Source organism: Methanobrevibacter sp. UBA417 (assembly GCF_002508845.1).
Lineage (GTDB): Archaea > Methanobacteriota > Methanobacteria > Methanobacteriales > Methanobacteriaceae > Methanobrevibacter_A > Methanobrevibacter_A acididurans.
Genome location: NZ_DAZC01000014.1, coordinates 1 through 25,329, shown reverse-complemented (window position 1 = coordinate 25,329; position 25,329 = coordinate 1). Strand labels below are relative to the sequence as shown.

Here is a 25,329-nt window from a genome sequence, read left to right as displayed (position 1 = left end):
AATTAAAAAGTGATAAAATGTATGTAGGTGATATTGGTGAAGAAAATAAGTCTATTGATGAAGATACGTCAATCTATCACCAATTTAACAAAATCTACTCCGCATTTTATAAATCAAAAAGTAATTAAAGATAATAATTTTTTTAAATTTTCTTACTCTATAATTAAACAAAGTTTATTAGCATTAATAATATGTGCTATTGGAGATTTATGCGCTGGTTTAATTTTAGGAAACATGACTTCTTACTTAGCGGCTTGGCCAGGTTTATTAACTTTAGTTCCAGGAGCTATTGGTATGAGAGGTAATATTTTTGGATCATTTGGTTCAAGATTAGGCACTGATTTAAACATTGGTATGTTACCTCCTAAAATTGAAAAATCTAAAATTTTAAGTCAAAATATAATATCTTCTATGATATTAACAATGACATTATCTATATGTTTAGCATTTATTACAAAGATATTATGTGTAATTTTTAATTTACCTAGTATGTCAATTTTTGATTTTATATTAATATCATTCTTTGCAGGTCTTATATCTAGTGTTATTATGCTTCCTCTTTCAATGTTAATTTCATTAAAAAGTTTTCAACATGGTTGGGATCCAGATAATATTACTACTCCATTAATTGCTGCTTTTGGTGATCTTTTTACTTTACCATCTATAATACTATCAGTTCTTTTATTATCTAGTTTTCATAATATAACTGTTTTAAGAAATATAATTGCTATATTAGCTGTAATAATTGCTATTATTGGAATTTGTTATGGATTTAAATCAAATGATAAAGTAGGAACAATTGTTAAACAATCAACACCAGTTTTATTTATTTGTTCTATTTTAGGTAGTATTTCTGGTGGTATTTTAAATAGTTCAGCAGAAACTTTATTATCTAATCCAAGTTTATTAACTTTAGTTCCTTTATTTTCCGGTGAAAGTGGTAATTTAGTCAGTATTTTAGGAGCAAGATTGTCTTCAGGATTACATTTAGGTTTAATAGAACCTTCACGTAAGCCTGGGGCTAATGCTTTAAAAAATTTTGGTATTATTCTTATTTTAGCTATTATTATATATCCTGTTATTGGAATTTTAGCTGATTCTTCTTCATTAATTCTTGGAATTAATGGGGTTGGTTTTTTAAATATTGCTACAATTAGTTTTTTAGCTGGTATGGCGATGATTTTTATAATGATAGCTGTAGTATTCAATATATCCACAATATCTTATAGAAAAGGTTTAGATCCTGATAATATTGTTATTCCATTATCTACTAGTATCACTGATTCAATTTCTACTTTAATGTTAATTGTTGCATCAATGCTAATTTTAGGTTTATTTACAATATAATTTATATAATATTAAATTAAATCTATAATGTAACAATAAAAATATAAAAAGTATTACTTACTTTTTTTAAATTTTTTAATAAAAATAGTTATATTAATTTAATAGAAAATAGATAATAAAATTAATATAATTAATTAAAAATTTAAAATTATAATATTGGAGGAATTAAATGTCTGATACTGTTAGAACATGGCGTCATATTCAACAAAGATATAATCTTGTTGGATCTAAATGTATGAATTGTGGTAGAGTATTCTTTCCATCAAGAGTAATCTGTCCCGATTGCAGAAGAAAAGGAAAAATAGAAAGTTTTAAATTTTCAGGAAAAGGAAAAATATATAGTTTCTCTGTAGTTAGAACACCTACAGATGATTTTAAAAAATTATCTCCTTATGCTGTAGCTATAATAGAATTAGAAGAAGGAGCAAAATTAACAGCCCAATTAGTAGATTGTGACGTTGACAAATTAAAAATTGGCGATTCCGTTGAAATGGTATTTAGAAAAATACGTGAAGATGGACATGACGGAGTAATTTCTTATGGATTCAAGTTCAAACCTTCAAAATAATTTAGATTCTAAAACATTAAAAAAAGTAAATAAAAAAGCAAAAAATAACACTGCTATTTTATTAATAAGTCATGGAAGTACTTTACCTTATTCTGAACAAGTTTTTACAGAAATATGTAATAAATATAAACAAGTTTCAGGATTTGATGCTGAAGTTGGGTACATGAAGGTAGCTAAACCTTCACTTCCTCAAGCTATTAATAATTTAATAGAAAGAAACCCAAATTTGACAAATATTATTGCAGTACCTGTTTTTTTAGCTCCAGGAATACATACTAAAATTGATATTCCTACTATTTTAGGTTTAAATCCATTAGAAAAAGATCCAAGATGTCCTGATGGTAATTATCCAGAAGGTCATTATTTACATGATTTAGAAAGTATAAACTTTGATGGTGAAATTACTTTATTACAACCAATAGGTCCTGATGAATCTCTTCAAATTATTATTAATAATAGAATAAATGATGCATTATCTAATTCAAAATTAGATAAAAATTCAAAAACAGGAATATTATTAGTTAGTCACGGAAGTAGATTAAAATATAATAAAGAATTTATTACAGAAGTTCATAAACAATTCAATGAATCAACAGAGTATCCAAATACTTTTGGTTTCATGGAACTTGTAGAACCTGATATTCCAACATCAATTAATAAATTATTATTAAATAATACTATTGATAGATTAGTGGTTGTTCCTATATTTATTGCTCCTGGAATGCACACTACTCATGATATACCAACAATTTTAGGTTTACTAGAAAATCATCATGATCATGAACATAATCATTCACATAATCATCATCATGATTTAAATAAAATAAATTTTGATGGTGAAGTTTTATATCCTGAACCAATAGGTTCTGATGATGTACTTATAGATATATTAAAAAAGAAGGTTGAAAATGAACTCTGATATTGAAACTGGAATTTTATTATTATCTCATGGGAGTAGATTAAATCATGGGGAAGAAGTAATTAATGAATTAGCAGATATGTATCGGAAAACTACTAATAATAAAGTTGAAATTGGTTTTATGGAAATGCGAAAGCCAGATATTCCTCAAGCAGTAGCTAATTTAACTAATAATACTAATATTCAACGAATAATTGTAGTTCCAGTTTTTATTGCACATGGATTACATACTAAAAGGGATATTCCTAAAATATTAGGTTTAGTAGATGAAAATTTAGAATTGGATAATAATAACAATGAAATAGATGAACATCCTCATAATCACACACATAATCATCATAAACATGATATTGAAAAAGTTGATTTTAATGGGGAAATTATTTTCACTGATCCTTTAGGAGCGGATCCTTTAATTGTAAAAATTATTCAAAAAAGAGTAGATGAAGCATTACATAATTAAGTCTATTCAATTCTTTTTACTTTTTTTAGAAATATTTTTTTTATTTAATTCATACTATTTTTTAATATTTAACTTATTTTAATCCATAAAACTCCTTATTCTTATAACAAATTAATATAAGAATTTATATTATTAAAATATTAATTTACATATAATATAACTTTTTTAAATTTTTTCATTGCTCTTTTTTAATAAAATTTATTTAATTTAAATATAAATATAATAATATGGAATATAAGTCTTTAAATGTGTCAGCCCTTGGTGAAAAAGAATTAATTAATCGTATTATAAATAAAAATAATATGAATTCTAATTTAACTTTTAAAAATTATTTAGGGGATGATGCGGCAGTATTAAATATTAATACTAATCATTTGATAGCAACATCAGACATGCAAATTCAATCTCGCCATTTCCCAAAACAAATGTCACATTTTCAAATGGGATTTAAAGTAGTAACCGTTAATGTTAGTGATATTGCTGCAATGGGTGGAGAACCTATAGGATTTTTATTAAGCATGGCCATTCCAAAAATGTTAAAATTGTCTGATTTTGATGAAATAGTTGATGGTGTAATTTCCGCATGTAACTATTATAATCTTCCTTTAATTGGTGGTGATACTAATGAATCAGATGAAATTATACTTTCAGGCACTGCTTTAGGAAAAGTTAATAAAAATAAACAATTGTTAAAATCCGGATTTAAAAATGGAGATTTAGTTGCAATTTCAGGTAAATTAGGATTAGCTGCTTTAGGATTTGAACTTTTAAACGAATTTAACAAAACTGAGGATGATTTGATAAATTTAGCTATTTCTAAAGCATTAAATCCTAGATCTAAAATACAAGAAGGTCAAATATTAAAAGATTTTGCAAGTTCTGCTACAGATATTACTGATGGATTATCTGAAGAGTTATATGAATTATTTGATGCAGATCATTTAAAACACACATCTAATCATGGTATAAAAATTTATGAATCTAAATTACCTATTGATGAAAATTTTATTAAATTAGCTAATAAAATTAATCAAAATCCTTTAAAATTATTTTTCAATGTCGGTGAAGATTTTGAATTATTATTTACATTTGATAAAAGTTTAGTTGATGATTTATCTAAATTGATGGATTTCTATGTTATTGGTGAAATAAATGATTTAAATAAAATAGAAATTGTTTATTCAAATGGGGATGTTGAAACATTATCTAGAAAGGGTTACGAACATTTAAAATAAGGAGATATAGGTTATGAAAAAAGAGTCTTTATTTTATAAAAAATTATTAGATAATAATGTTCAATGTTGTTTATGTTTTAGAATGTGTAAAATTAAAGAAAATTGTTATGGTTTTTGTAAAACTCAAAAAAATATTAAAGGTAATTTATATACTTTAAATTATGGGGAAATATCTTCATATAATATAGATCCAATAGAAAAAAAACCATTGTATCATTTTTTACCTGGTTCAAATTCTTTTTCTGTTGGAAACTTTTCATGTAATATGTCATGTATGAACTGTCAGAACTATACTCTTTCACAAAATAATGGTGAAAATTTCATGGGAAATGATATTTCACCAAAAGACCTTGCTGAAATTGCAGTTGATTATCATTGCCCATCAATTGCTTGGACTTATAATGAACCTACTTTACAGTTACAATATGCTCAAGATACTGCTCAATTTTCTAAAAATTTTAATTTAAAAAATATCTTTATCACAAATGGTTTTATGAGTGATGAAGCATTGAATTATATATTGCCATATATTGATGCTTTTAATGTAGATTTAAAGTCAATGAGCAATGAATTCTATAAAAACGTATGTAATGCAAAATTAGATCCAATATTAGATAATATAAAAAAAATTTATAAAAATGGTAACCATATAGAAATAACAAATTTAATTATCCCTAATTACAATGATTCAGATGAAATGTTAAATGATTTAACAGATTTTATAATTAATGAATTAGGTAAAGAAGTACCAATTCACTTTTCAAGATTTTTCCCTTATTATAAAATGAAAAATATTAAACCAACACCTATTAAAAGTTTAATTAAAGCAAAAGAAATAGCTAAAAAAAAGGGGTTAGAATATGTGTATATTGGTAATATACCCCAAAATCAAAATACATATTGTCCAAATTGTGGTGAACTTTTAATAAAACGTAATGGTTATTTCATAGAAAATTTGAATAAAATAAAAGATAAAAAATGTTTAAATTGTAATTATGATTTAAATTTTGTTTTACAGTAAATATTGATTTTATAATTTTTTGATGATGTTATAATTAAAAAAGTTTAAGAGATAATATTTTATTCACTTAAACTAACTCTTTCAAATTTTTCTTCTTTTCCAAGAATTTTTGTGGCATCAACACCAATTTTAGTAGTTGTTCCATCAGGTAATGCTACAGGATCTAAAGATGAACCTCTAGCTTTAGGGATAATAATTATGTCATCATCACCTTTGACTCTAGTTGCAATAGCATACTCAACATCTTGAGGATCAAATATATTTATATCTTCATCAACAATAACCACATGTTTAAGGGAAGGATGTGCAGATAATGCAGCCATAATTACATTTTTTGCATCACCTTGTGTTTGTTTCTTAATAGATACAACTGCATGTAGCCAACAACAACCGCCTTCAGTTAAAACAACATTTTTCACTGTAGGTAACATATTTTTTATTGCTTTAAATATTCTAGGTTCTTGTGGGAGGCCTTGTAATAATTTATGTTCAAAACCTGCAGGTAAAATAGCATGATACATAGGATTATCTTTCTTTATATGCATTTTTGAAAGGGAAATGACTGGTTGATCTCTAATAACATCATAAGTATCAGTTAAATCAACAAAAGGACCTTCTTTAACTTTATCTTTTATTGAAATTTTACCTTCTAAAATAATATCTGCATCTGGAACATTTAAATCAGATTCTTCACATTTAACTAAACTTAAATCCCCATCTTTAAATGCATTAGCAATTTCCATTTCATCTTGCTCAATTGAGGGTCCAGTTGTTGAAGCAAGAAGAACTGCAGGGTCCATTCCTATAGCTATTGCAATATTTAAATCTTTCCCTAATTTTTCTGCTTTTTTAAAGTAAGTAAATAAATTTCTTGGAACAATTCGTATAGCTAATTTATTATTACTAAGGACTAACATTCTATGAATTGAAGCATTTTGAACTCCTGTTTCAGGATCTTTTGCAATAACAACACCTGCAGTAATATAAGCACCACCATCATTTTTATAGTGAGTTAATATTGGTAATTTACTTAAATCTGCTTTAATAGATGCATATTCATCTAAATTTTTAAAATTTGATATTTTTATTGGATTTTCACTAGCTTCAATAATTTTTTCAGTAATATTTTCAACTTTACAATTAATAGATTGGGCAATTTTTTCTCTGGTATTACATATTCCAGAAACGATTGGAATTTCATAACCTTTAATATTTGATAATAATACGGTATCTTTAGGATGTTCTCTTAAAATTTTTCCAGCTTCATATTTAGCACTAATTTCTTTATCAATTTTTATAACCACATCTTTTTCTGAGTTCATTGAATCAATTCCTATAATTCTGCATTTTTATATTTAATCCATTTTAAATTTTCTTTAATTTTCTCATTAGATATTCCTAAAATTTCTCCAGCTAAAATTGCTGCATTTCTACCATTATCTGTACCTACAGTACCAACAGGAACACCAGGCGGCATTTGGACCATAGTAAATAAAGCATCATGAACATCATCGTTATTAGAACAAGGAACACCAATCACTGGTTTTTCACTTAAAGCAACTATTGATCCTGTGACAAGAGCAGAAAGTCCACTAACAGCAATAAATAATTTAACATTTTCCATTTTTTTCATATAATCTTCAAACTTATCAGCATATCTAATTGGAGAAATAATAGCTAAATCATAACTAATACCCATTCTATCCAATACACTAGTAACTTTTTTTGCAGTTTTTAAGTCAGTATAACTTCCAGCAATTATAGAAATAAGGGGAGCATCATTTAATTTTTCAACATTACTTGTAGCATGTTTATTTTCTTGATTAGCTAAAAATTCTTTATCTATATAATCTCCATTAAGTTTACTTAAAACTTCCTTTTCTCCTATTCGAACTTTTTCCTGATATGCTAATCTTAATTTAGATATATTTTCTTTAACTTCATTATCATGTGTAGCAATAATTTGCCCTGCAAGTATAGCACCATTATCTCCTCTATCAATCCCAACAGTAGCTACAGGAGCTGGAAAAGGCATTTGGCTGCAAGCATATAACGCATCTAAACCACCTAATTTAGCATTAACAGGTACACCAATAACAGGTTTATAAGTATATGCAGCAATAGCTCCAGGTAAATGAGCTGCTAATCCTGCAATTCCAATAAATACTTCAACACCTTTATTGGTTGCATCCACTACTAATTCTTTAACTTTATCATGTGTTCTATGAGCTGATGCTACTTTTACACTATAAGGTATTTTTAATTTTTCTAAAACGCTTGTGCTTTTTTCAGCTATTTTAATATCTGATGCACTACCTAAAATTATCATTACTTTTGGAGTCATCTATTCCACCTTTAAAATATTAATTTATTATTTATTTAATTTATTATTTATTAATGTTGAATTTTACAAATTTAAAATAATAATTTGTTTAAATAATCATAGATAATTGAATTCGTTTTCTATCTAAATCAACATTCAATACTCTAACATCTACAATATCCCCAACACTTACAATATCTAATGGATGATTTACAAATTTATTTTCAACTAATTCAGAAATATGAACTAATCCGTCTTGATGAACACCTATATCTACAAAAGCTCCAAAGTCAACAATATTTCTAACAGTTCCTTGCAATATCATACCTTCTTCTAAGTTTTCTAATTCTAAAACATCACTTCTAAGAATAGGTTTGGGCATTTCTTCTCTAGGATCTCTTCCTGGTTTTTTAAGTTCTTTAACAATATCTATTAATGTAATATTTCCAATATTTAATTTTTCAGAAAGTTCTTCATAGTTTAAATCATTTAAATCAAGATTTTTTGAACCAATATCATTTAAAGAGTATCCTAAATATTTTAATAAATTTTTAGTTGCTTTATAAGATTCAGGATGAACACTTGTGCTATCTAATGGATTTTCACTATTAATAACTTTTAAAAATCCTGCGCATTGTTCATAAGCTTTGGGACCAAGACCTGGAACATTTAAAAGTTCCTTTCTATTACTAAAAATTCCATTCTCTTCCCTATACTTCACAATATTCTTTGCAACAGATTTACTAATACCTGACACATGTTTTAAAAGAGAAACAGAAGCTGTATTTAAATCAACACCAACATTATTCACAGATTTATCAACTACAAAATTTAAAGAGTCACTTAATTTTTTTTGATTCATATCATGTTGATATTGCCCAACACCAATTGATTTTGGATCAATTTTAACTAATTCAGACAATGGGTCTTGTAAACGTCTAGCAATAGAGATTGCACTTCTTTCTCCAACATCATATTCTGGAAACTCTTCAGTAGCTAATTTACTGGCAGAATAAACAGAAGCTCCTGCTTCACTAACAATAACATACTGCACATCTTTGTTTATCTCTTGAATTAATTGAGTAATTACAATTTCAGATTCTCTAGAGGCGGTACCATTTCCTAATGCAATTAAATCAATATCATACTTTTTAATTAAATCTTTTACAATACTTTTTGTTTCTACTATTTTATTTTTAGGTTCAGTTGGAAAAACAACACAGGTATCTAATGCTTTACCTGTTTTATCAACTACTGCTAATTTACATCCTGTTCTAAATCCTGGATCCCAACCTAAAACAGTTTTTCCAATAATTGGATTTTGCATTAATAATTGTTCTAAATTTTCTGAAAAAACTTTAATAGAACTTTCTTCTGCTCTTTCTATTAATTCATTCCTTATTTCTCTTTCAATTGCTGAAGCAATTAATCTTTTATAAGAATCTAAAATACTTTCCTCTAAAATTTTCTCAGTATATTTATTATATTCTGGTTGAGTGATTTTTTCACTTTTATTTAATAAGACATGTCTTTTTAAATAACTAAAAATATCTTCTTCTGGTGTTTTTATTTTTATTTTAAGAACTTTTTCATTTTCTCCTCGGTTGATAGCTAAAATTCTATGATTTGCAATTTTATCTAAAGGTTCATTATAATTATAATACATTTCATATTCAGATTCAACATCTTTATCTTTAGCATTAATTTCTAATTCCCCATCCTCAAAACTAACTTGACGAATTAAAGATCTAAATTGGGCATTGTCTGAAATTTTTTCAGCAATAATATCTTTAGCCCCATTTATAGCATCCTCTGTTGTTTTAACATTTAATTCTTCAGATAAATAATTCATAGCTATTTTATCAACTGGAACATCTATTTCCTGTTTTAAAATTGTATCAGCTAACGGTTCAAGTCCTTTTTCTTTAGCTATTGTTGCTCTAGTTCTTCTTTTAGGTTTATATGGACGATAAATATCATCTAATTCGACTAAAGTTTTAGCATTGGTGATTGTTTTAGCCAATTCTTCTGTTAACTTTCCTTGTTCATCAATAACTTTAATTATTTTTTCTTTTTTAGATTCTAAGTTACGTAAATATTCTAATCTTTCATTAAAATTTCTCAAAGTTTCATCGTCTAATGAGCCTGTTACTTCTTTACGATATCTAGCTATAAAAGGAATACTATTCCCATCATCAATGAGGTTTATAACCGCATTACTTTGCCAATTTTTAATATTTAATTCTTCAGATAATGTTTCAGCAATCATATAATAATTATCTCCTAATAAAAAGTAATATACTAAAATTTATATTATATATTTTTATCATTTCATATTTTTATAATTAATAAAAATTAGTTTGATTAATAATATTTATTTAAAAAAAGTATCCTTATAGTTTATTATTTTAATTATAAATTCCAAATTTTTTTACAATATATTTTTATATATAAAAAAATATTTTTGATAATTATTTAAACTTTTTAGTATAAACATACAGTAAAAAAATTAATGATTAAAAATCCATAAAAATAAGTTAAAATTATTATAAAATTTAATTTCATATTAAAATCAATGATAAGTAATAAAAAGTTATTAAGAATCCAATAAGTAAACTAATGCATAATAGCCTTTAGTAGATATTATTCCTTTAAAATCACCATTTAAAATCACTTCTAAATCATTAATATGATTTTCACTAATTTCTAATTGATATATCAATTTATTAGATATAATATAAATTTTTTTATCATCAATTTGATATTCAAAATTAATTTCAGGGAAATTTTCATTGATATAATATTTTAATTTTTCTTCTTTATCTTTTGTTAAGGTTATAATTTTTATTCCCCACTTATATATTAGAAAATTTTATAATCTTTTATAGTTTTATATTATATAAATAAAATTTTTTTAATAAAATTTTTATTTAAATTTATTTTCTTGAATAATGTTTAAAATTTTAAAGCATAATCTTCATTATTTTATATTAAATTACCTTAATTATATATTTTAATTTATACTTTATATAACTTTCGGAATTCATCGAACAGATTTTTTTTAAGAAATATTTTTTTAAAAATTATCTAATCTATAATAAACTTTTTAAATTTCTAAAATAAATATATTAAAATAGATAAATTTTTTGATATATAATAATAAAGTTGAGGTAAGAAAATAATGTCCTGGTTTATAGTTTTAATTGTATTTTTATTAGCATCAATTAAAACTACAAATAATAAAAACCCATCTGTTTCTGTTGTAATACCTGCTTATAATGAAGAAAAAACAGTTGCTAAAATTGTAACGGTAATAAAAAAAATAGATTATGTTAATGAAATTTTAGTAGTTGATGATGGATCCACAGATAATACTGTAAAAGAAGCTATGTCTGCAGGATCTAAAGTTATAAGTCATAAATCAAACTTAGGTAAAGGTGCTGCAATTAAAACAGGTTTTAAAAATACAAAATCAGATATAGTTGCATTTATAGATGCTGACATATCTAATCTCACCTCAAAAAAAGTTGATAATATAATTAAGCCTATACTAGAAGGAAAAACAGATATAACAAAAACAAAATTTGCAAGAGAAAGTGGGAGAGTAACAGAGCTTACCGCGAAACCATTGCTAAAATTTTTCTTCCCAGAAATAGTATTTGAACAACCATTAAGTGGACAATTTGCAGGAAAAAGAACTGCATTAAATAAAATAAAGTTTGAAGAAGATTATGGTGTGGATGTAGGTATTGTTTTAGATGCAGATGTGCATGGAATTCGAATTCAAGAAGTAGACATCGGAAACATCAAACATGACATGTCCCCATTATCAGATCTTAATAAAATGGCTAATGAAGTTGTTAGAACAATTATTAATAGGGCGGTTGAATACGGCCGTGTGACAATGATGGATACTCTTGGAAATTATATAAGAATGGCTATCATGGGTCTTTCACTTATAATTTTAGGTCTTTTCACAATATTTTTTGTTCAACCCATACCATTATTTTTAGGTTCTATAATTGCAGTTATAGGTGTGATACTAACAATTTATTATGTAATCAAATTAGTGTCCAAATCTTTTAATATTCTTAAAAAAGGATCTAGGGGATCAATATTAAAATCTTTTCTTAAAATGCATTTCCCATTTTTAGTGTGTGGATTAATCTTAATTTTAATGTTAACAACATTTATGAGTGCAACAACTATTAATGATGGGGTGATTTCAGTAGAACCAACTTCTAGAAATCTTATAATATTTTCACATCCTGACCAACAACAAACAATATCTGTTAGAGGGCCGTATACAGTTGATAGTGCTATTGAAAATGAAACAAATTTTATAAGGGTTCCACAGGATGCTTTAACTACTATGCAAATGGACATTGGTGATACGATTGAGCTTGGTGATACAACCTATTCAGTGAATGAAACTAGGCCAGGTGAAGCAAATACTTTAAGAATACCATCGGATGCTCGAAGATATTTAGATGTTAGTTCAGGAGATGTAATATCTAACAGTCGTTTAAATAGAATATTTGATTCTTCAATTGTTTCTCATACAATTAATTCATCAAATCTAAACAATTCAACAGTTTTAAAGGAGAATTTCCAAATATTTGCTCATAAATCTAATGAAACAGAAGTAAATATAACGTTAAATGGAAAACATATTAAAACTATTTCTGGATCATTTAAAAATGACTCACAATATACTGTCTCAGATAATGGAAATATAATAGGAATGTTTAATGGTAAAAATATTAAGAATAATGAAACTTTAAAATTTTATAGTGGGAATAATGTTATTGAATTATCTTTTGATGATTCTATGAATGAAACTACATCTTCACAATTTTTATCATCAAATAAAAATTCGTTTATAGAATTTTATACAAATTAAAAAAAGTTTAAATTTAAAATATTTCACTATAAAAATTTTTTTTATAGTGAATAATATAATATATAAAAAAATAGTAAAAAATTAATCTTTATATACTTTAACTGCTTCTTCATGGTCATTATAGAGGCCTAAAGCAGCTAAAGCTCCTATTTTTCCTTGATCACCAGTAACACTAATTAATGGAATGTTTAATTTTTTAGCTACATCTTCGGCTGTTTTTATGTTCATCATTCCTTTTTTAGTATTTATTGCATATTCTCTTAATTTTTTAGGTATTTTTAAACCTTCTAATACGGCTATAGCTGTTTTATCTGATAAAGTATCTCTTTTAAGAATTTCTATAATTCTATTAATTAATTTTTCTTTTTGTTCGGGTAAAACAGCAAAAGTTAATGCAATAGAAACACAATTTTGAGTTTTATGTGGATTATTTGGATATAATTGAACAATAATATGATCTAAATATTCAAAACCTTCTTTTTTGAGTTCCATCCCAACATTATGTGCCATTGTCCATGTTGCTCCAGAATCCTTAGTATCTGTATCATCAATACCAATAACAATTTTTTCCATTTTTGGGGTTATTACAGCGGCTTTTCCAATTTTGGATCCACCACCTATTTCAATTAATTCAACTCTTTTAACTCCATCACCCATACCTCTACACATAGCAGCTCCAACACCTGCACCAGCAAGTCCAGTATGAACAATTTTTACTTCATTACCACTAACACTAACTTCTTCAATACCTGCAGCATTAAAACTAGCTTTTAAATTAATAGGCTTTTTCCCAACTTTACAAGTGAAAACATGTCTATTTCCATCTCTATAAGCATTAGTAATTAATTCGCTACTGTTTTTGTATTGGTGCATTAACCAGTGGGAACCAGATACACATGGATGAAATTCAACAAGTTCAACAGTGTTTCCATCTACCATGGTTATTTCTTTTTCATATGGTGCTACCCATGGATCATTGAATTTTTTCTTTAAATCATTAGGTTTTAAAATTTCCATAATATCATTCTAATAATGTTAAATAAATAAAAAAAATATTATTAATTAAATTTATATTTCTTCTAATCTCATACACATCTTAACTGCAGCTTCTACAGCTTTTTTACCATAATTTATACGTTTATGTGCATCTAATCTAGTCATACCTGGGCCACTAATACCTAAAGCTACAGGTTTGTTATAATCTAAAGATAAATCTGTTATTTTACGAGATGCTTGTTGTGCAACAATTTGATCGTGATTTGTTGCCCCTTCGATTACAGCACCTAATGTAATAACTGCATTAATATCATCTTTTTCTAATAATTTTTTAATAGCTAAAGGCATATCAAAAACACCAGGAACTATAATTACTTTTGTTATTTCAGCATTAAGAACTTTAGCTTCTTCTTTAGCTAAGTCTAACATCATTTTAGTTAAATCAAAATTAAATTCAGCAACAACTGCACCAATATTATATTTTGCCATATTTTATTCCTCCAATCATTTAAATTAATTCATTTATGCTAACATTAATAAGAATCCAGCTACAGCACTGAATACCATAATTAATATAATAAATATTGCAATAATTTTCATCCTATCCATAATTATCTCCTCAAAATTTGTTAAAATAATACTAAAAGAAAAATTTCTTTTAAAAAAATTCACATATAAATATATCTTATATTTTTAATTAATTTTATTTATAATATTAACTAAAAAAATAAAAAATTATCAAATTTATAATTTAATTTTTTTTATCTAAAAACTTTTTAAAAATTTAATGCTCTATCCAACTTAATTTTTCTCATTTTAAAAAAATTTAGTATGTTCTATATATATGATTTATTTAATTTTAATAATTCTATTTTAACTGCTTCAGCCATTTCATCAGTTGTTGAATTTCCATTTAAATCAGGAGTTAAATTTTTACTTTCTTTTAAAACTTTTAAAATACTTTTATCTAAATTTTCAGCTTCTTCAGTTTCTCCTAAATAGTTAAGCATCATAACAGCAGAAAGCAGCATTGCTAAAGGGTTAGCTATTCCTTTTCCAGCAATATCTGGAGCGGATCCATGCACTGGTTCAAAAAGAGCCCCATTTTCACCAATATTTGCTGAAGGAATAAGTCCTAATCCTCCTACAAGACCAGCACCTTCATCAGATAATATGTCCCCAAAAAGATTAGTTGTTACTAAAACTTCAAATGTTTTTGGTTGAGTTATAAGATACATTGCTGTTGCATCAACATAAAAATCTTCTGCATCAATACCTTTATCTTTATAATTTTCAGCAGTTTCATAAAAAATTTTTTTAAACAAACCATCTGTTTTTTTTAAAACATTAGCTTTATGAACACCCGTAACTTTACTTTTTCCATGTTTTAGCGCATATTTAAATGCATAATCACAAATTCTTGATTCAGCTTGTCTAGTGATTATTCTTTTCGCTTCTGCTCCATTTTCTGTATATTTTTCTTCATCTTGTTTATATAATCCTTCCGTATTTTCTCTAACAATCATAAAATCTATATCCTCAAAAAGTGCATTTGTCCCAGGATATGATTTAACTGGACGTAAATTAGCGAATAATTCCATTTCTTGACGTAATTTAACTATAACATCTGCTGCAGTTTCTCCAGCAGCACCAAATAAACAAGCATCAGATTTTTTACATAATTGTATTGTTTTTTCAGGTAAAGGTTCTCCATTTATTTCTAAACATTCATCACCTGCTTCAGCAAAAGTATAATTTAAATTTAAATTTAAAGCATCTAAAACAGATAATGTTGCTTTCATGACTTCTTTTCCTATTCCATCTCCAGGAATTACAGTAATATTATACATATATCCACCTAATGTAATTTTTTAAAGTTTTTTTATTTATTTAATTTTATATTAAAAGTAAATATTTTAAAATTTTTTAATTTTTATTTTAAATTAATAAAAAAAATTAAAGTTGATTTTGATTTTTAAGATAATTAATCAAACCATTATTTTTAAGTATATTTAACATAAAAGGAGGTAATTTCTTAAATTTAAAAGTTTTTCCAGATTCTGTAATTATTAATCCATCTTTAAAATCTATTTCTAATTCTTCCCCTTCTTCTATATACTCACTTATATTGGGGGTTTCAAGAAGAGGTAAACCAATATTAATTGAATTTCTATAAAATATTCTTGCAAAAGATTCTGCAATTATAACATTAATACCTGAATTTTTAATAGCTATAGGGGCATGCTCTCGAGATGAACCACATCCAAAATTTTTTCCAGCAACAATAAAATCACCTTTATTAACTTTATCTTTAAAATTTGGACATATACCTTCCATACAATGTTTAGACAAAGTTTCTTCATCTGTATATATCAAATATCTTCCAGGAAGAATTATATCAGTGTCAATATCATTTCCAAATTTCCAAACTTTTCCTTTCATAATATCTATTCCTATTCATTGGGATTAGTTATTCGCCCTTCAATTGCTGATGCTGCTGCAGTTGAAGGTGAGCATAAATAAACTTTACCTTCTGGACTACCTTGACGCCCTTTAAAATTTCTATTTGATGTACTGAGACTTATTTCATCAGGCCCAATTAATCCAGTATGCCCTCCTAAACAAGGACCACAACATGGATTCATCACAAGAGCATTTGCTTCTATGAATATTTTTATTAATCCTTCGTCCAATGCTTTAGAATAAGTTTCTCTAGATGCAGGATAAATTAACATTCTTGTATTTTTTGCAACTTTTTTCCCTTTTAAAATTTTTGCAGCATCTCTTAAATCTGAAATTCTTCCATTAGTACATGATCCTAAAAATACCTGATCTAATTCAACATCAACTTCACTCACAGGTTTAACATTATCTACATTATTAGGACAAGCAACTTGAGGTTCAAGATTATTAACTTCAAAATCTATAACTTTTAAAGAAGCTGCATCCTTATCTGTTTTATATATTTTAAAATTTTTATTGGAATGTTTTTTAACATAATTAACAGTTTTTTCATCAGGTTCAATTAATCCAGTTTTTCCTCCCATTTCAACAGCCATATTTGATAAAACCATTCTATCTGATATATCCATATCTTTAATTGTAGAACCTGAAAATTCACAAGATTTATATGTTGCACCATCAGCCCCAATATCCCCAATTATTTTTAAAATAACATCTTTAGAGCATACATTATCTTTTAGTGTTCCTTCAATATTGAATTGAATTGTTTCAGGGACTTTAAACCATAATTTTCCTGTTGATAATACCATTGCCATATCTGTAGATCCAATACCAGTTGAAAAAGCCCCAAAAGCACCATGGGTACAAGTATGGGAGTCTGCCCCAACAACAATTTCTCCAGGCACAATATGACCAAATTCCGGAAGAATTTGGTGACAAACTCCTTCATTTACATCGTAAAAATTTTTAATATTTTGTTTTTTTACAAAATCTCTCATTAAAATATGATTATTAGCAGAAGTCAAAGAGTCTGCTGGTACTTGATGATCAAATGGAATTACTACTTTATTCTTATCCCAAACTTTTTCAGTTCCAATTTTATTAAAAGATTCAATAGCTAAAGGTCCAGTTAAATCATGCATCATAGCTATATCTATATCAGCAATTACAATTTCACCAGCATCTACTCTATTTTTTTGTGATGCTTTAGCTAGAATTTTTTCAGACATTGTCATTGACATAAATTAACTCTCCATTAAATACAATTCCAATTAAATTTTATATAAATTACCAAAATTATAAAGAGTTATATTATTAGGAACATCTTCAATAATGTTTTTTGTATCAAATATTATAGGATTTTTCATATTATTAAAAATATAATCATAATCTAAGTTTTTAAATTGATCATGATCTGATAAAATTAAACAAAGTGAAGCATCTTTTGTAGCATCTTCAAAACTTTCATAATTATCATTTTCCACATGAGGATCATGAATGGACAAAGTATATTTGTTTTTTAAAAGATTAATAATCTCAAAAGCCGGACTTTCTCTTGTATCTCCTGTGTTTCCTTTATAAGAAACTCCTAAAATAGCAATTTTTGCATCTTTTTCAGTATCTAAAATTTTTTCAACATATTCAGATACAAAAGATGGCATACTTTTATTAGTATCTCTAGCTAATTTAATTATTTTAGCTGTATCTGGAGCTAAAGCATAGATAAAGTAAGGATCAATTGCTAAACAGTGTCCACCTACTCCAGGTCCAGGTGAATGAATATTTACTCTAGGATGTTTGTTTGCTAATTTTATAACATCTAATGCATTCACACCTATTTCAGCACTAATTTTAGCTAACTCATTAGCTAATGCAATATTAACATCTCTAAAAGTGTTTTCCATACATTTTGATAATTCAGCAGTTTTTGCTTCAGTTTTCATTATATTTCCTTTAACAAAAATTGAGTATACTTCAGCTGCTTTGTCACTACATAATGGAGTTATTCCACCTACAATTCTATCATTATTGATTAATTCGTTTATAATTTGTCCTGGAAGAACTCTTTCAGGGCAATGTGCTAAATAAATGTCTTCCCCAATAATAAATCCTTTATCTTCAAATATAGGTTTTATAATATTATCTGTTGACATAGGTGCAATAGTTGATTCTACAATAATTGTATTACCTTTTTCAACATAGTCTAAAATTTCATTACAAGCTGCTATAACATAACTTAAATCACAACTATAATTCTCTTTTATATATGGGGTAGGAACAGTAATTATGAAAACATCGGATTTTTCAGGGTTCATTGAAGCATGATAAACATTTTTTTCAACAGCTTTCTTTATTATGTCCCCAATTCCAGGTTCCTCTATATGTATTTTACCTTTATTCAGATTATTAACAATTTCTTCATCAATATCTACTCCTAAAACATTACATCCATTTTTAGCAAAAAGAGCAGCAGTTGGAAGTCCGATATAACCTTGTCCTATTATACAAATTTTCATTTTCACTACCAGCTATTAAATTTATTTGTTTTTTAATTTAGATTAAAAAGATTATTTTAAATCAATTAAATATTTAATTTATTAATAAATATATTTATTTAATTATTTTTTTCTTAAAATTTATAAAACTATATAAATTTTAAATTATTTAATTTATCAATTTTAACATTATTATTTGAGCAAAATTTATACAATATTAATATAATAAATTGTATTAATATAATTATAGAAAAATTTTAAAAAAAGTAATAAAATTTAGAAGGTTTTTTCATGAGAATATTAATAACCGGTGCAAGTGGAATGTTAGGTCATGATTTACAAAGAACTTTGAAAAATCATGAATTAATATTATATAACTCTAAAAATTTAGATATTACAAATAAAAATTTAGTTATTGAAAAAATTAATGAAATGAAACCAGATATTTTGATAAATTCTGCAGCTTATACTAATGTCGATGATTGTGAAACAAATTATGAAGAAGCTCATAAAGTGAATGCATTAGGTCCTAAAAATTTAGCTACTGTTTGTAAAGATTTAAAAATTCCATTAGTACATATTAGCACAGATTATGTCTTTGATGGTAAAAAAACCGAACCACTTAAAGAAAATGATAATTTGGGCCCCCAAACAGCTTATGGAAAAACTAAGTTAGAGGGTGAACAATTTATTCAAAAAATACTTGATGAATACTTTATTATACGTACAGCATGGCTATATGGTTGTGAGGGTAATAATTTTGTTAAAACAATGTTAAATTTATCAAAATCCCATAATGAAATAAATGTTGTAAATGATCAGATAGGATCACCAACATTTACTTATGATTTAGCTAAAGGAATTTCAGAAATTATTAAAACAGATAAATATGGTGTTTACCATTTAACAAATTCAGGTAGCTGTTCTTGGTATGAATTTTCAAAAGAGATTTTTAAGCTTGCAAATATAAATGTTAAAGTAACACCAGTTACAACCGAAGAATTCCCAAGACCTGCACCAAGACCAAAATATTCTGTCTTAAGCAATGATAAATGGATTAAACAGGGTTTTAAACCTTTAAGAAATTATAAAGAAGCATTAAAAGAATATTTACTAACTTGTTGAATTTAAATTTTTATAAAAAAAGTGAAAATTATGAATATGAATGATAAAAATTATTGGCAACATAGATTTGAAACTGACTGGGAAGAAGCTCACGGCCCAGAACAGTCTTTTCTCCATTATCAAATTCTAATTGAAAGATTACCTAAATGGTTAAAAAAAGAAATAAAAAAATATAATTACTCTTTATGTGATATGGGTTGTGGAATGGGTGAAGGATCTCAATTATTGCATGAAAATTTTCCAGAATCAAATGTTATCGGTGTGGATTTCGCACGAGCAGCAATAGAAAAAGCTAATAACAATTATAAAAATCATAAAGTTTCTTTTATATGTGATGATATTTTTGACATAGATAAAAACTTTGATGTAATAATTACTTCTCATACCTTAGAACACTTTAAAGATCCATTCTTTATTGCTAAAAAATTATCAAAAAAATGTAAATATTTAATTATTGCTGTTCCTTTCCGAGAAAATCCATTGTATGAAGAACATTTATTCTATTTTGATTATGATTCATTTCCATTAAGTTTGGATTCTAAACAATTATTATTTTATAAAGAAGTAGAACCAACTTTTTTTGATGCTGGAAACTATTTTTTAAAAGAGCAAATTATAGTTGTTTATGGGGACAATACTCCTTCCAAAAATTTTTCTCTTAATGAATTAAATAATTTGAATTATGATGAAAAATGGGAAATGAGAGGTAAATTAGATCAAGAATTAAGATTAAAAAATGAAACAATAAGTCATTTAAATCAGAAATTAAAAATAAAAGATGATGAATTAAGTCATTTAAATCATGAAATTAATGAGTTTAAAAATAGAAAAGCAATTAAATGGGCTAATAAAATAAAAAAATTATAAATAGTTTAAGAGGTTAAAAATGAAAGGAATAGTATTAGCTGGAGGATCAGGAACTCGTTTGTATCCAATTACTAAAGCGGTTTCAAAACAATTGTTACCATTATATGACAAACCAATGATTTATTATCCTATTTCTGTTTTGATGTTAGCAGGAATAAAAGAAATTTTAATTATTTCAACACCCCGAGATTTACCAATGTATAAAGATCTTTTAGGGGATGGTTCTGATTTAGGAATTTCATTTACATATAAAGAACAAGCACAACCTAAAGGTTTAGCAGAAGCTTTCATCATTGGTGAAGATTTCATTGGTGAAGATAATGTATGCTTAATTTTAGGAGATAATGTTTTTTATGGGCATAGATTAACTGAAATTTTAGAAAAAGCTACAAAATTAAAAGAAGGTGCTGTTATATTTGGTTATTATACAAATAACCCCGAAGCATTTGGTGTAGTTGAATTTGATAATAACGGAAACGTATTATCTGTAGAAGAAAAACCAAAAAATCCTAAATCTAATTATATTGTTCCTGGGCTTTATTTTTATGATAATAATGTTATTGAAATAGCTAAAAAAGTTAAACCTTCAGACAGGGGTGAAGTAGAAATAACATCAATAAATGAAGCTTATTTAAATCAAAATAAATTAAAAGTTGAATTACTTGGAAGAGGAATGGCTTGGTTAGATACTGGTACACATGTAGGTTTACTTGAAGCAGGAAATTTTATTGAAACAATTCAAAAAAGACAAAGTCTTTATATTGCATGTTTAGAAGAAATAGCTTTTAATAAAGGATATATTTCTAAAGAAAAACTATTAGAATTAGCTGAACCATTGAAAAAAACAGATTATGGTCAATATTTAATTAATTTAGCTAAAAAATCATAAATTTTAGGATAATGATAATATGGGAAAATTTAAAATTATAAAAAAAGAAATTGAGGATGTTTTCACAGTAGAACCAACAGTTTTTGGTGATGACCGAGGATATTTCATGGAAACTTACAATGAAAATGATTTTAAAGATCAAGGAATAAATTTAACATTTGTTCAAGATAATCAATCAAAATCAACCAAAGGAGTATTAAGAGGTTTACATTTCCAATATAACCATCCTCAAGGGAAATTAGTTCGAGTAATCCGAGGAAAAGTTTTCGATGTTGCGGTAGATTTGAGAAAAGATTCAAATACATACGGAAAATGGGTTGGTGAAACATTATCTGAAGATAACAAAAAACAATTATTCATTCCAAAAGGTTTTGCTCATGGATTTTTTGTAATTTCCGATGAAGCAGAATTTGTTTATAAATGTACAGATTTTTATGTTCCTGATGATGAAGGTGGAATTTTGTGGAATGACCCAGATATCGGTATAAAATGGCCATTAGATGAAATAAATGAAGAAGATATTCTTTTATCAGAAAAAGATCAAAACTGGAAATTAATGAAAGATACTGAAACAAATTTTTAAAAACAATATAAGGGATATATATGACTCAAATTTTAATTACAGGTGGAGCAGGATTTATTGGAAGTAATTTCATTAGATATATGATTGAAAAATATCCAAATTATAAATTCATAAATTTAGATGCTTTAACTTATTGTGGCAATCTTGAAAACTTAGAAGGAATAGAAAAAAACCCAAATTATAATTTTGTAAAAGGAAATATTACAGATAAAAAACTTATTGATAATTTAGTTTCTAAAGTTGATTACATTGTTAACTTTGCGGCTGAAAGCCATGTTGATAGAAGTATAAAAGATCCAGAGATATTTATTAAATCAAATATATTAGGAACACAAAATTTGTTAAATGCTGCAAAAAAACACAATATTAAAAAATTTTTACAAGTTTCTACTGATGAAGTTTATGGAAGTTTAGGGAAAACAGGATATTTTACAGAAGAAACACCCCTTCAACCTAATAGTCCATACTCAGCAACAAAAGCAAGTGCAGATTTAATGGTAAGAGCATATCATAACACATTTGATTTGCCTGTAAACATTACTAGATGTTCTAATAATTATGGTCCTTATCAATTTCCCGAAAAATTAATACCATTAATGATTTCTAATGCTTTAGAAGATGAACCTTTACCAATTTATGGTGATGGAAAGAATATTAGGGATTGGTTACATGTTTATGATCATTGTACAGCTATAGATTTAGTTCTTCATGAAGGAAAATTGGGAGAAATATACAATATTGGGGGACATAATGAAAAACAGAATATTGAGATTGTTAAATTAATTTTATCCGCTTTAAATAAAGATTATTCATTAATAAAGTTTGTCAATGACAGATTAGGTCATGATAAACGTTATGCTATTGATTCTAATAAAATTAGGACAGAATTAGGATGGAAGCCTAAATATACATTTGAAACCGGGATTGTTGAAACAATCAATTGGTATCTTGAAAATCAAAAATGGATGAATAAAGTAAAAAGTGGAGAATATCAAGAATATTATAAAAAAATGTATGGAAATACTTTGAAATAAAATAAAAATGTGATTAGATGACTTATAAAATCAGTGTAATAATCCCAGTATATAATGTAGAAAATTATATTAAAGAATGTTTAGATTCTGTAATAAATCAATCATTAGGGATAGAAAATATTGAAGTAATTGTTGTCAATGATTGCACTTTAGATAACAGTATGAGCATTGTTAATGAGTATGCAAATAAATATCCCTCAATTAAAATAATCGAGCAAGAAAAAAATCAAGGCTTAGGGCCTACTCGTAATCTGGGTTTAAAGTATGTTACTGCTGATTATGTCACATTCTTAGATAGTGATGACTATATCTCTGAAAATGCATATGAAAATTGCTTAAATTTATTTTTAACTAATGAAAATACAGATTTAGTAATCTATAAATATGAATTATTTAATCCTGATGGTGCAATCCCTCCAAAGGATATTCATCAAAAAATTTATGAAAAAGATCATATTATTACTAATTTAAATGATGTTCCAGAAATAATATTTGCAACAGCTTCTTGGAATAAGATTTATTCAAAGAAACTATTCCCTTATCTAAATTTTCCATCTATTTTATATGAAGATAATATAACTTCTGTCGAAACTTTAATAAATTCCAATAAAATCATTGTTACAACGGATTCAACATATCACTATCGCTACGAAGAAGATGGTTCCTCAATAACTCAATCAATTTCCAAAAAAAATAATGAAGATTTAGTAAGATGTATTCTTTTAATATTGGAAGTAAAAGATAATTGTCCCAAATATGAAGATTTAATATACTTTTTAGCTTTAAAATTTACTTATGATAATATATTTTGGATGTTAAATATTAATTTTACATTTGAGGATCAAAAAGAAATTTTCAATAACTTAAAAATTTTGTCTGATAAATTTCCTACAAGAATTTTAAATCTTTTTGAAAAAAATTTTCCAGAATATCCATTTTCAAATCAAGAAAAACTGCTTGATATGGGGAAAATGAATGCATTAGATTATTTAATAAAATATAAATTTTTTGATGAATATATAAACCCTATATATTTAAGTAATTTATACATTGATGTTGGGGAAGGTTTTAATGAAAAAGATAAAATTGTTTTAAAATATAGTTTAGATGAGATTATAGATTTAAAATTTAATGTGGAAAATTTTAATAAAATTGAAAACATACGTTTTGACCCAGTAGAGAATGCTTTTTGTCTTTGTCAAATTTTATCTATTACTTCAAATAATAAGAAATTTAAAGTAGGAAGATATAATTGTGAAAATGTATTAGATGAAAACAAACAAATTTTCACAACCCCTGACCCCGAATATTTGATTGTAGGCGATTTTGAAAACATTAAATATATTGAAATAAAATTCAAAATCGAAATTTTGTCTAATTCTCAAATTGGAGAACAATTTGTTTTAAAACAAAAAGAAATTGAAAATAATAATAATAAATTAATAAAAGCTTATTCTGATATAGGTGAAAAAGATAAGGCTATTAATGAAAAAGATAAGGCTTTGATTAATTTAAATCAAATAATAAATAATCAAAATGAAGAAATATCTAATCAAAAAGTAATCATTGAATCAAAAAATAATATAATTGAAGAAATGATTAATTCAAACTCTTGGAAAGTTACTAAACCATTACGTTCTATTATCGGGACATTTAAAAAGAAATAATTCTAAGAGATTAGTGGAGTATAAATTATTATGAATGATGTATCACAACTTAGCTTTCTTAAAAAATCAAAATTCAATGTTAAGAAAGCTTCCCTTTACGAAGAAGCATATAAAAAAATTTTAGACACAGATTTATTTGATAAAGAATTTTATTTAAATACTTATTATAATGTAGCTAAATCCGGAATTGATCCATTAACCCATTATTTATTTTATGGAGGCAATGAAGGAAAATATCCTAGCTTAAAATTTAATGGTAATAAATATTTAAATGCTTATCCCGAGATTATAGACTCTGGTATTAATCCCTTAGTTCATTATATTCTTAAAGGGCAATATGAAGGTAAAAAAACATTTCCTGTAAATTCTTTACAGTTACATGAAAAAATTTTGAAAAATAATTTACTCTATTTAAATAATTATGTTTTTGAGGT

At 25.9% G+C, this 25,329-nt stretch carries 22 protein-coding genes and 1 pseudogene; 14 read left to right on the top strand and 9 right to left on the bottom strand.

Annotation, left to right across the window (positions count from 1 at the left end; translation table 11 throughout):
- Window positions 1-108 precede the first annotated feature (108 nt).
- From BP769_RS02200 to amrS, 6 genes are all read left to right on the top strand, one after another.
- Entirely contained in the window at window positions 109-1,347 is a 1,239-nt protein-coding gene (locus tag BP769_RS02200) for a magnesium transporter (RefSeq protein WP_413825485.1), read from the top strand.
- A gap of 169 nt (window positions 1,348-1,516) precedes the next feature.
- Window positions 1,517-1,915 carry a Zn-ribbon domain-containing OB-fold protein gene (locus tag BP769_RS02195; RefSeq protein ID WP_413825397.1) on the top strand — a complete coding sequence of 133 codons (399 nt, stop codon included), beginning with the start codon at window positions 1,517-1,519 and terminating at the stop codon, window positions 1,913-1,915.
- On the top strand, window positions 1,887-2,834 hold the full coding sequence (cfbA, locus tag BP769_RS02190; protein ID WP_413825395.1) for a sirohydrochlorin nickelochelatase: 948 nt from the start codon (window positions 1,887-1,889) through the stop codon (window positions 2,832-2,834). The genes BP769_RS02195 and cfbA (BP769_RS02190) overlap by 29 nt, the downstream gene beginning before the upstream one ends.
- Window positions 2,824-3,294 carry a sirohydrochlorin nickelochelatase gene (gene cfbA, locus BP769_RS02185; protein ID WP_413825393.1) on the top strand — a complete coding sequence of 157 codons (471 nt, stop codon included), beginning with the start codon at window positions 2,824-2,826 and terminating at the stop codon, window positions 3,292-3,294. Before cfbA (BP769_RS02190) ends, cfbA (BP769_RS02185) begins: the two co-directional genes overlap by 11 nt.
- A 248-nt stretch (window positions 3,295-3,542) precedes the next feature.
- Window positions 3,543-4,529, top strand: coding sequence for a thiamine-phosphate kinase (gene thiL, locus BP769_RS02180; protein ID WP_413826766.1), 987 nt, complete (start codon window positions 3,543-3,545; stop codon window positions 4,527-4,529).
- 13 nt (window positions 4,530-4,542) lie between these two features.
- Window positions 4,543-5,550, top strand: coding sequence for an AmmeMemoRadiSam system radical SAM enzyme (amrS, locus tag BP769_RS02175; RefSeq protein WP_413825387.1), 1,008 nt, complete (start codon window positions 4,543-4,545; stop codon window positions 5,548-5,550).
- 59 nt (window positions 5,551-5,609) lie between these two features.
- Here the strand turns inward: amrS and BP769_RS02170 are convergent, their stop codons facing one another.
- The 3 genes from BP769_RS02170 to BP769_RS02160 form a co-directional block, all read right to left on the bottom strand.
- Window positions 5,610-6,872 carry a UbiD family decarboxylase gene (locus BP769_RS02170; RefSeq protein WP_413825384.1) on the bottom strand — a complete coding sequence of 421 codons (1,263 nt, stop codon included), beginning with the start codon at window positions 6,870-6,872 and terminating at the stop codon, window positions 5,610-5,612.
- Between the two features lie 11 nt (window positions 6,873-6,883).
- Window positions 6,884-7,894, bottom strand: coding sequence for a 5-(carboxyamino)imidazole ribonucleotide mutase (gene purE / locus BP769_RS02165; RefSeq protein ID WP_413826768.1), 1,011 nt, complete (start codon window positions 7,892-7,894; stop codon window positions 6,884-6,886).
- Window positions 7,895-7,982: 88 nt separating this feature from the next.
- Window positions 7,983-10,142, bottom strand: a complete 2,160-nt coding sequence (locus tag BP769_RS02160) for a Tex family protein (RefSeq protein ID WP_413826770.1) — start codon at window positions 10,140-10,142, stop codon at window positions 7,983-7,985.
- Window positions 10,143-11,054: 912 nt separating this feature from the next.
- Between BP769_RS02160 and BP769_RS02155 the strand changes: the two genes are divergently transcribed.
- A complete protein-coding gene (locus BP769_RS02155; RefSeq protein WP_413825371.1) occupies window positions 11,055-12,776 on the top strand; it encodes a glycosyltransferase in 1,722 nt (573 codons plus the stop codon).
- A gap of 81 nt (window positions 12,777-12,857) precedes the next feature.
- On the opposite strand, the gene mmp11 is transcribed toward BP769_RS02155, so the two are convergent.
- From mmp11 to BP769_RS02125, 6 genes are all read right to left on the bottom strand, one after another.
- A complete protein-coding gene (mmp11, locus tag BP769_RS02150; RefSeq protein ID WP_413825368.1) occupies window positions 12,858-13,793 on the bottom strand; it encodes a methanogenesis marker protein 11 in 936 nt (311 codons plus the stop codon).
- A gap of 51 nt (window positions 13,794-13,844) precedes the next feature.
- Entirely contained in the window at window positions 13,845-14,261 is a 417-nt protein-coding gene (gene ribH, locus BP769_RS02145; RefSeq protein WP_413825365.1) for a 6,7-dimethyl-8-ribityllumazine synthase, read from the bottom strand.
- A 347-nt stretch (window positions 14,262-14,608) separates the two neighbouring features.
- A complete protein-coding gene (locus tag BP769_RS02140; RefSeq protein ID WP_413825362.1) occupies window positions 14,609-15,622 on the bottom strand; it encodes an isocitrate/isopropylmalate family dehydrogenase in 1,014 nt (337 codons plus the stop codon).
- Window positions 15,623-15,728: 106 nt separating this feature from the next.
- On the bottom strand, window positions 15,729-16,214 hold the full coding sequence (locus BP769_RS02135; protein ID WP_413825359.1) for a 3-isopropylmalate dehydratase small subunit: 486 nt from the start codon (window positions 16,212-16,214) through the stop codon (window positions 15,729-15,731).
- Between the two features lie 11 nt (window positions 16,215-16,225).
- Window positions 16,226-17,476 carry a homoaconitase large subunit gene (hacA, locus tag BP769_RS02130; protein WP_413825357.1) on the bottom strand — a complete coding sequence of 417 codons (1,251 nt, stop codon included), beginning with the start codon at window positions 17,474-17,476 and terminating at the stop codon, window positions 16,226-16,228.
- Window positions 17,477-17,506: 30 nt separating this feature from the next.
- Window positions 17,507-18,751, bottom strand: coding sequence for a nucleotide sugar dehydrogenase (locus BP769_RS02125; RefSeq protein WP_413825354.1), 1,245 nt, complete (start codon window positions 18,749-18,751; stop codon window positions 17,507-17,509).
- Between the two features lie 270 nt (window positions 18,752-19,021).
- Here BP769_RS02125 and rfbD point away from each other — a divergent pair, with 270 nt between their 5' ends.
- The 7 genes and pseudogenes from rfbD to BP769_RS02090 all read left to right on the top strand — a co-directional run.
- Window positions 19,022-19,855 carry a dTDP-4-dehydrorhamnose reductase gene (gene rfbD, locus BP769_RS02120; protein ID WP_413825352.1) on the top strand — a complete coding sequence of 278 codons (834 nt, stop codon included), beginning with the start codon at window positions 19,022-19,024 and terminating at the stop codon, window positions 19,853-19,855.
- A gap of 30 nt (window positions 19,856-19,885) precedes the next feature.
- Window positions 19,886-20,722, top strand: a complete 837-nt coding sequence (locus BP769_RS02115) for a methyltransferase domain-containing protein (protein WP_413825349.1) — start codon at window positions 19,886-19,888, stop codon at window positions 20,720-20,722.
- A 19-nt stretch (window positions 20,723-20,741) separates the two neighbouring features.
- Window positions 20,742-21,611, top strand: coding sequence for a glucose-1-phosphate thymidylyltransferase RfbA (gene rfbA / locus BP769_RS02110; RefSeq protein WP_413825346.1), 870 nt, complete (start codon window positions 20,742-20,744; stop codon window positions 21,609-21,611).
- A gap of 19 nt (window positions 21,612-21,630) precedes the next feature.
- A complete protein-coding gene (gene rfbC / locus BP769_RS02105; protein WP_413825343.1) occupies window positions 21,631-22,194 on the top strand; it encodes a dTDP-4-dehydrorhamnose 3,5-epimerase in 564 nt (187 codons plus the stop codon).
- Between the two features lie 20 nt (window positions 22,195-22,214).
- A complete protein-coding gene (gene rfbB / locus BP769_RS02100) occupies window positions 22,215-23,228 on the top strand; it encodes a dTDP-glucose 4,6-dehydratase (RefSeq protein WP_413825340.1) in 1,014 nt (337 codons plus the stop codon).
- 17 nt (window positions 23,229-23,245) lie between these two features.
- On the top strand, window positions 23,246-24,895 hold the full coding sequence (locus tag BP769_RS02095; RefSeq protein ID WP_413825338.1) for a glycosyltransferase family 2 protein: 1,650 nt from the start codon (window positions 23,246-23,248) through the stop codon (window positions 24,893-24,895).
- Between the two features lie 30 nt (window positions 24,896-24,925).
- Window positions 24,926-25,329, top strand: a pseudogene (locus BP769_RS02090) (glycosyltransferase family 2 protein); the annotation flags it as partial.

Excerpts from the sequence above, each read along its gene's own strand:
- BP769_RS02125 (WP_413825354.1), bottom strand. The coding sequence starts at position 18,751 with ATGAAAATTTGTATAATAGGACAAGGTTATATCGGACTTCCAACTGCT.
- BP769_RS02115 (WP_413825349.1), top strand. The coding sequence starts at position 19,886 with ATGAATATGAATGATAAAAATTATTGGCAACATAGATTTGAAACTGAC.
- ribH (WP_413825365.1), bottom strand. The coding sequence starts at position 14,261 with ATGGCAAAATATAATATTGGTGCAGTTGTTGCTGAATTTAATTTTGAT.
- rfbB (WP_413825340.1), top strand. The coding sequence starts at position 22,215 with ATGACTCAAATTTTAATTACAGGTGGAGCAGGATTTATTGGAAGTAAT.
- mmp11 (WP_413825368.1), bottom strand. The coding sequence starts at position 13,793 with ATGGAAATTTTAAAACCTAATGATTTAAAGAAAAAATTCAATGATCCA.
- rfbD (WP_413825352.1), top strand. The coding sequence starts at position 19,022 with ATGAGAATATTAATAACCGGTGCAAGTGGAATGTTAGGTCATGATTTA.
- rfbC (WP_413825343.1), top strand. The coding sequence starts at position 21,631 with ATGGGAAAATTTAAAATTATAAAAAAAGAAATTGAGGATGTTTTCACA.
- BP769_RS02095 (WP_413825338.1), top strand. The coding sequence starts at position 23,246 with ATGACTTATAAAATCAGTGTAATAATCCCAGTATATAATGTAGAAAAT.
- BP769_RS02195 (WP_413825397.1), top strand. The coding sequence starts at position 1,517 with ATGTCTGATACTGTTAGAACATGGCGTCATATTCAACAAAGATATAAT.
- cfbA (WP_413825395.1), top strand. The coding sequence starts at position 1,887 with ATGGATTCAAGTTCAAACCTTCAAAATAATTTAGATTCTAAAACATTA.
- rfbA (WP_413825346.1), top strand. The coding sequence starts at position 20,742 with ATGAAAGGAATAGTATTAGCTGGAGGATCAGGAACTCGTTTGTATCCA.
- BP769_RS02140 (WP_413825362.1), bottom strand. The coding sequence starts at position 15,622 with ATGTATAATATTACTGTAATTCCTGGAGATGGAATAGGAAAAGAAGTC.
- purE (WP_413826768.1), bottom strand. The coding sequence starts at position 7,894 with ATGACTCCAAAAGTAATGATAATTTTAGGTAGTGCATCAGATATTAAA.
- BP769_RS02135 (WP_413825359.1), bottom strand. The coding sequence starts at position 16,214 with ATGAAAGGAAAAGTTTGGAAATTTGGAAATGATATTGACACTGATATA.
- hacA (WP_413825357.1), bottom strand. The coding sequence starts at position 17,476 with ATGTCAATGACAATGTCTGAAAAAATTCTAGCTAAAGCATCACAAAAA.
- BP769_RS02170 (WP_413825384.1), bottom strand. The coding sequence starts at position 6,872 with ATGAACTCAGAAAAAGATGTGGTTATAAAAATTGATAAAGAAATTAGT.
- BP769_RS02155 (WP_413825371.1), top strand. The coding sequence starts at position 11,055 with ATGTCCTGGTTTATAGTTTTAATTGTATTTTTATTAGCATCAATTAAA.
- amrS (WP_413825387.1), top strand. The coding sequence starts at position 4,543 with ATGAAAAAAGAGTCTTTATTTTATAAAAAATTATTAGATAATAATGTT.
- cfbA (WP_413825393.1), top strand. The coding sequence starts at position 2,824 with ATGAACTCTGATATTGAAACTGGAATTTTATTATTATCTCATGGGAGT.
- BP769_RS02160 (WP_413826770.1), bottom strand. The coding sequence starts at position 10,142 with ATGATTGCTGAAACATTATCTGAAGAATTAAATATTAAAAATTGGCAA.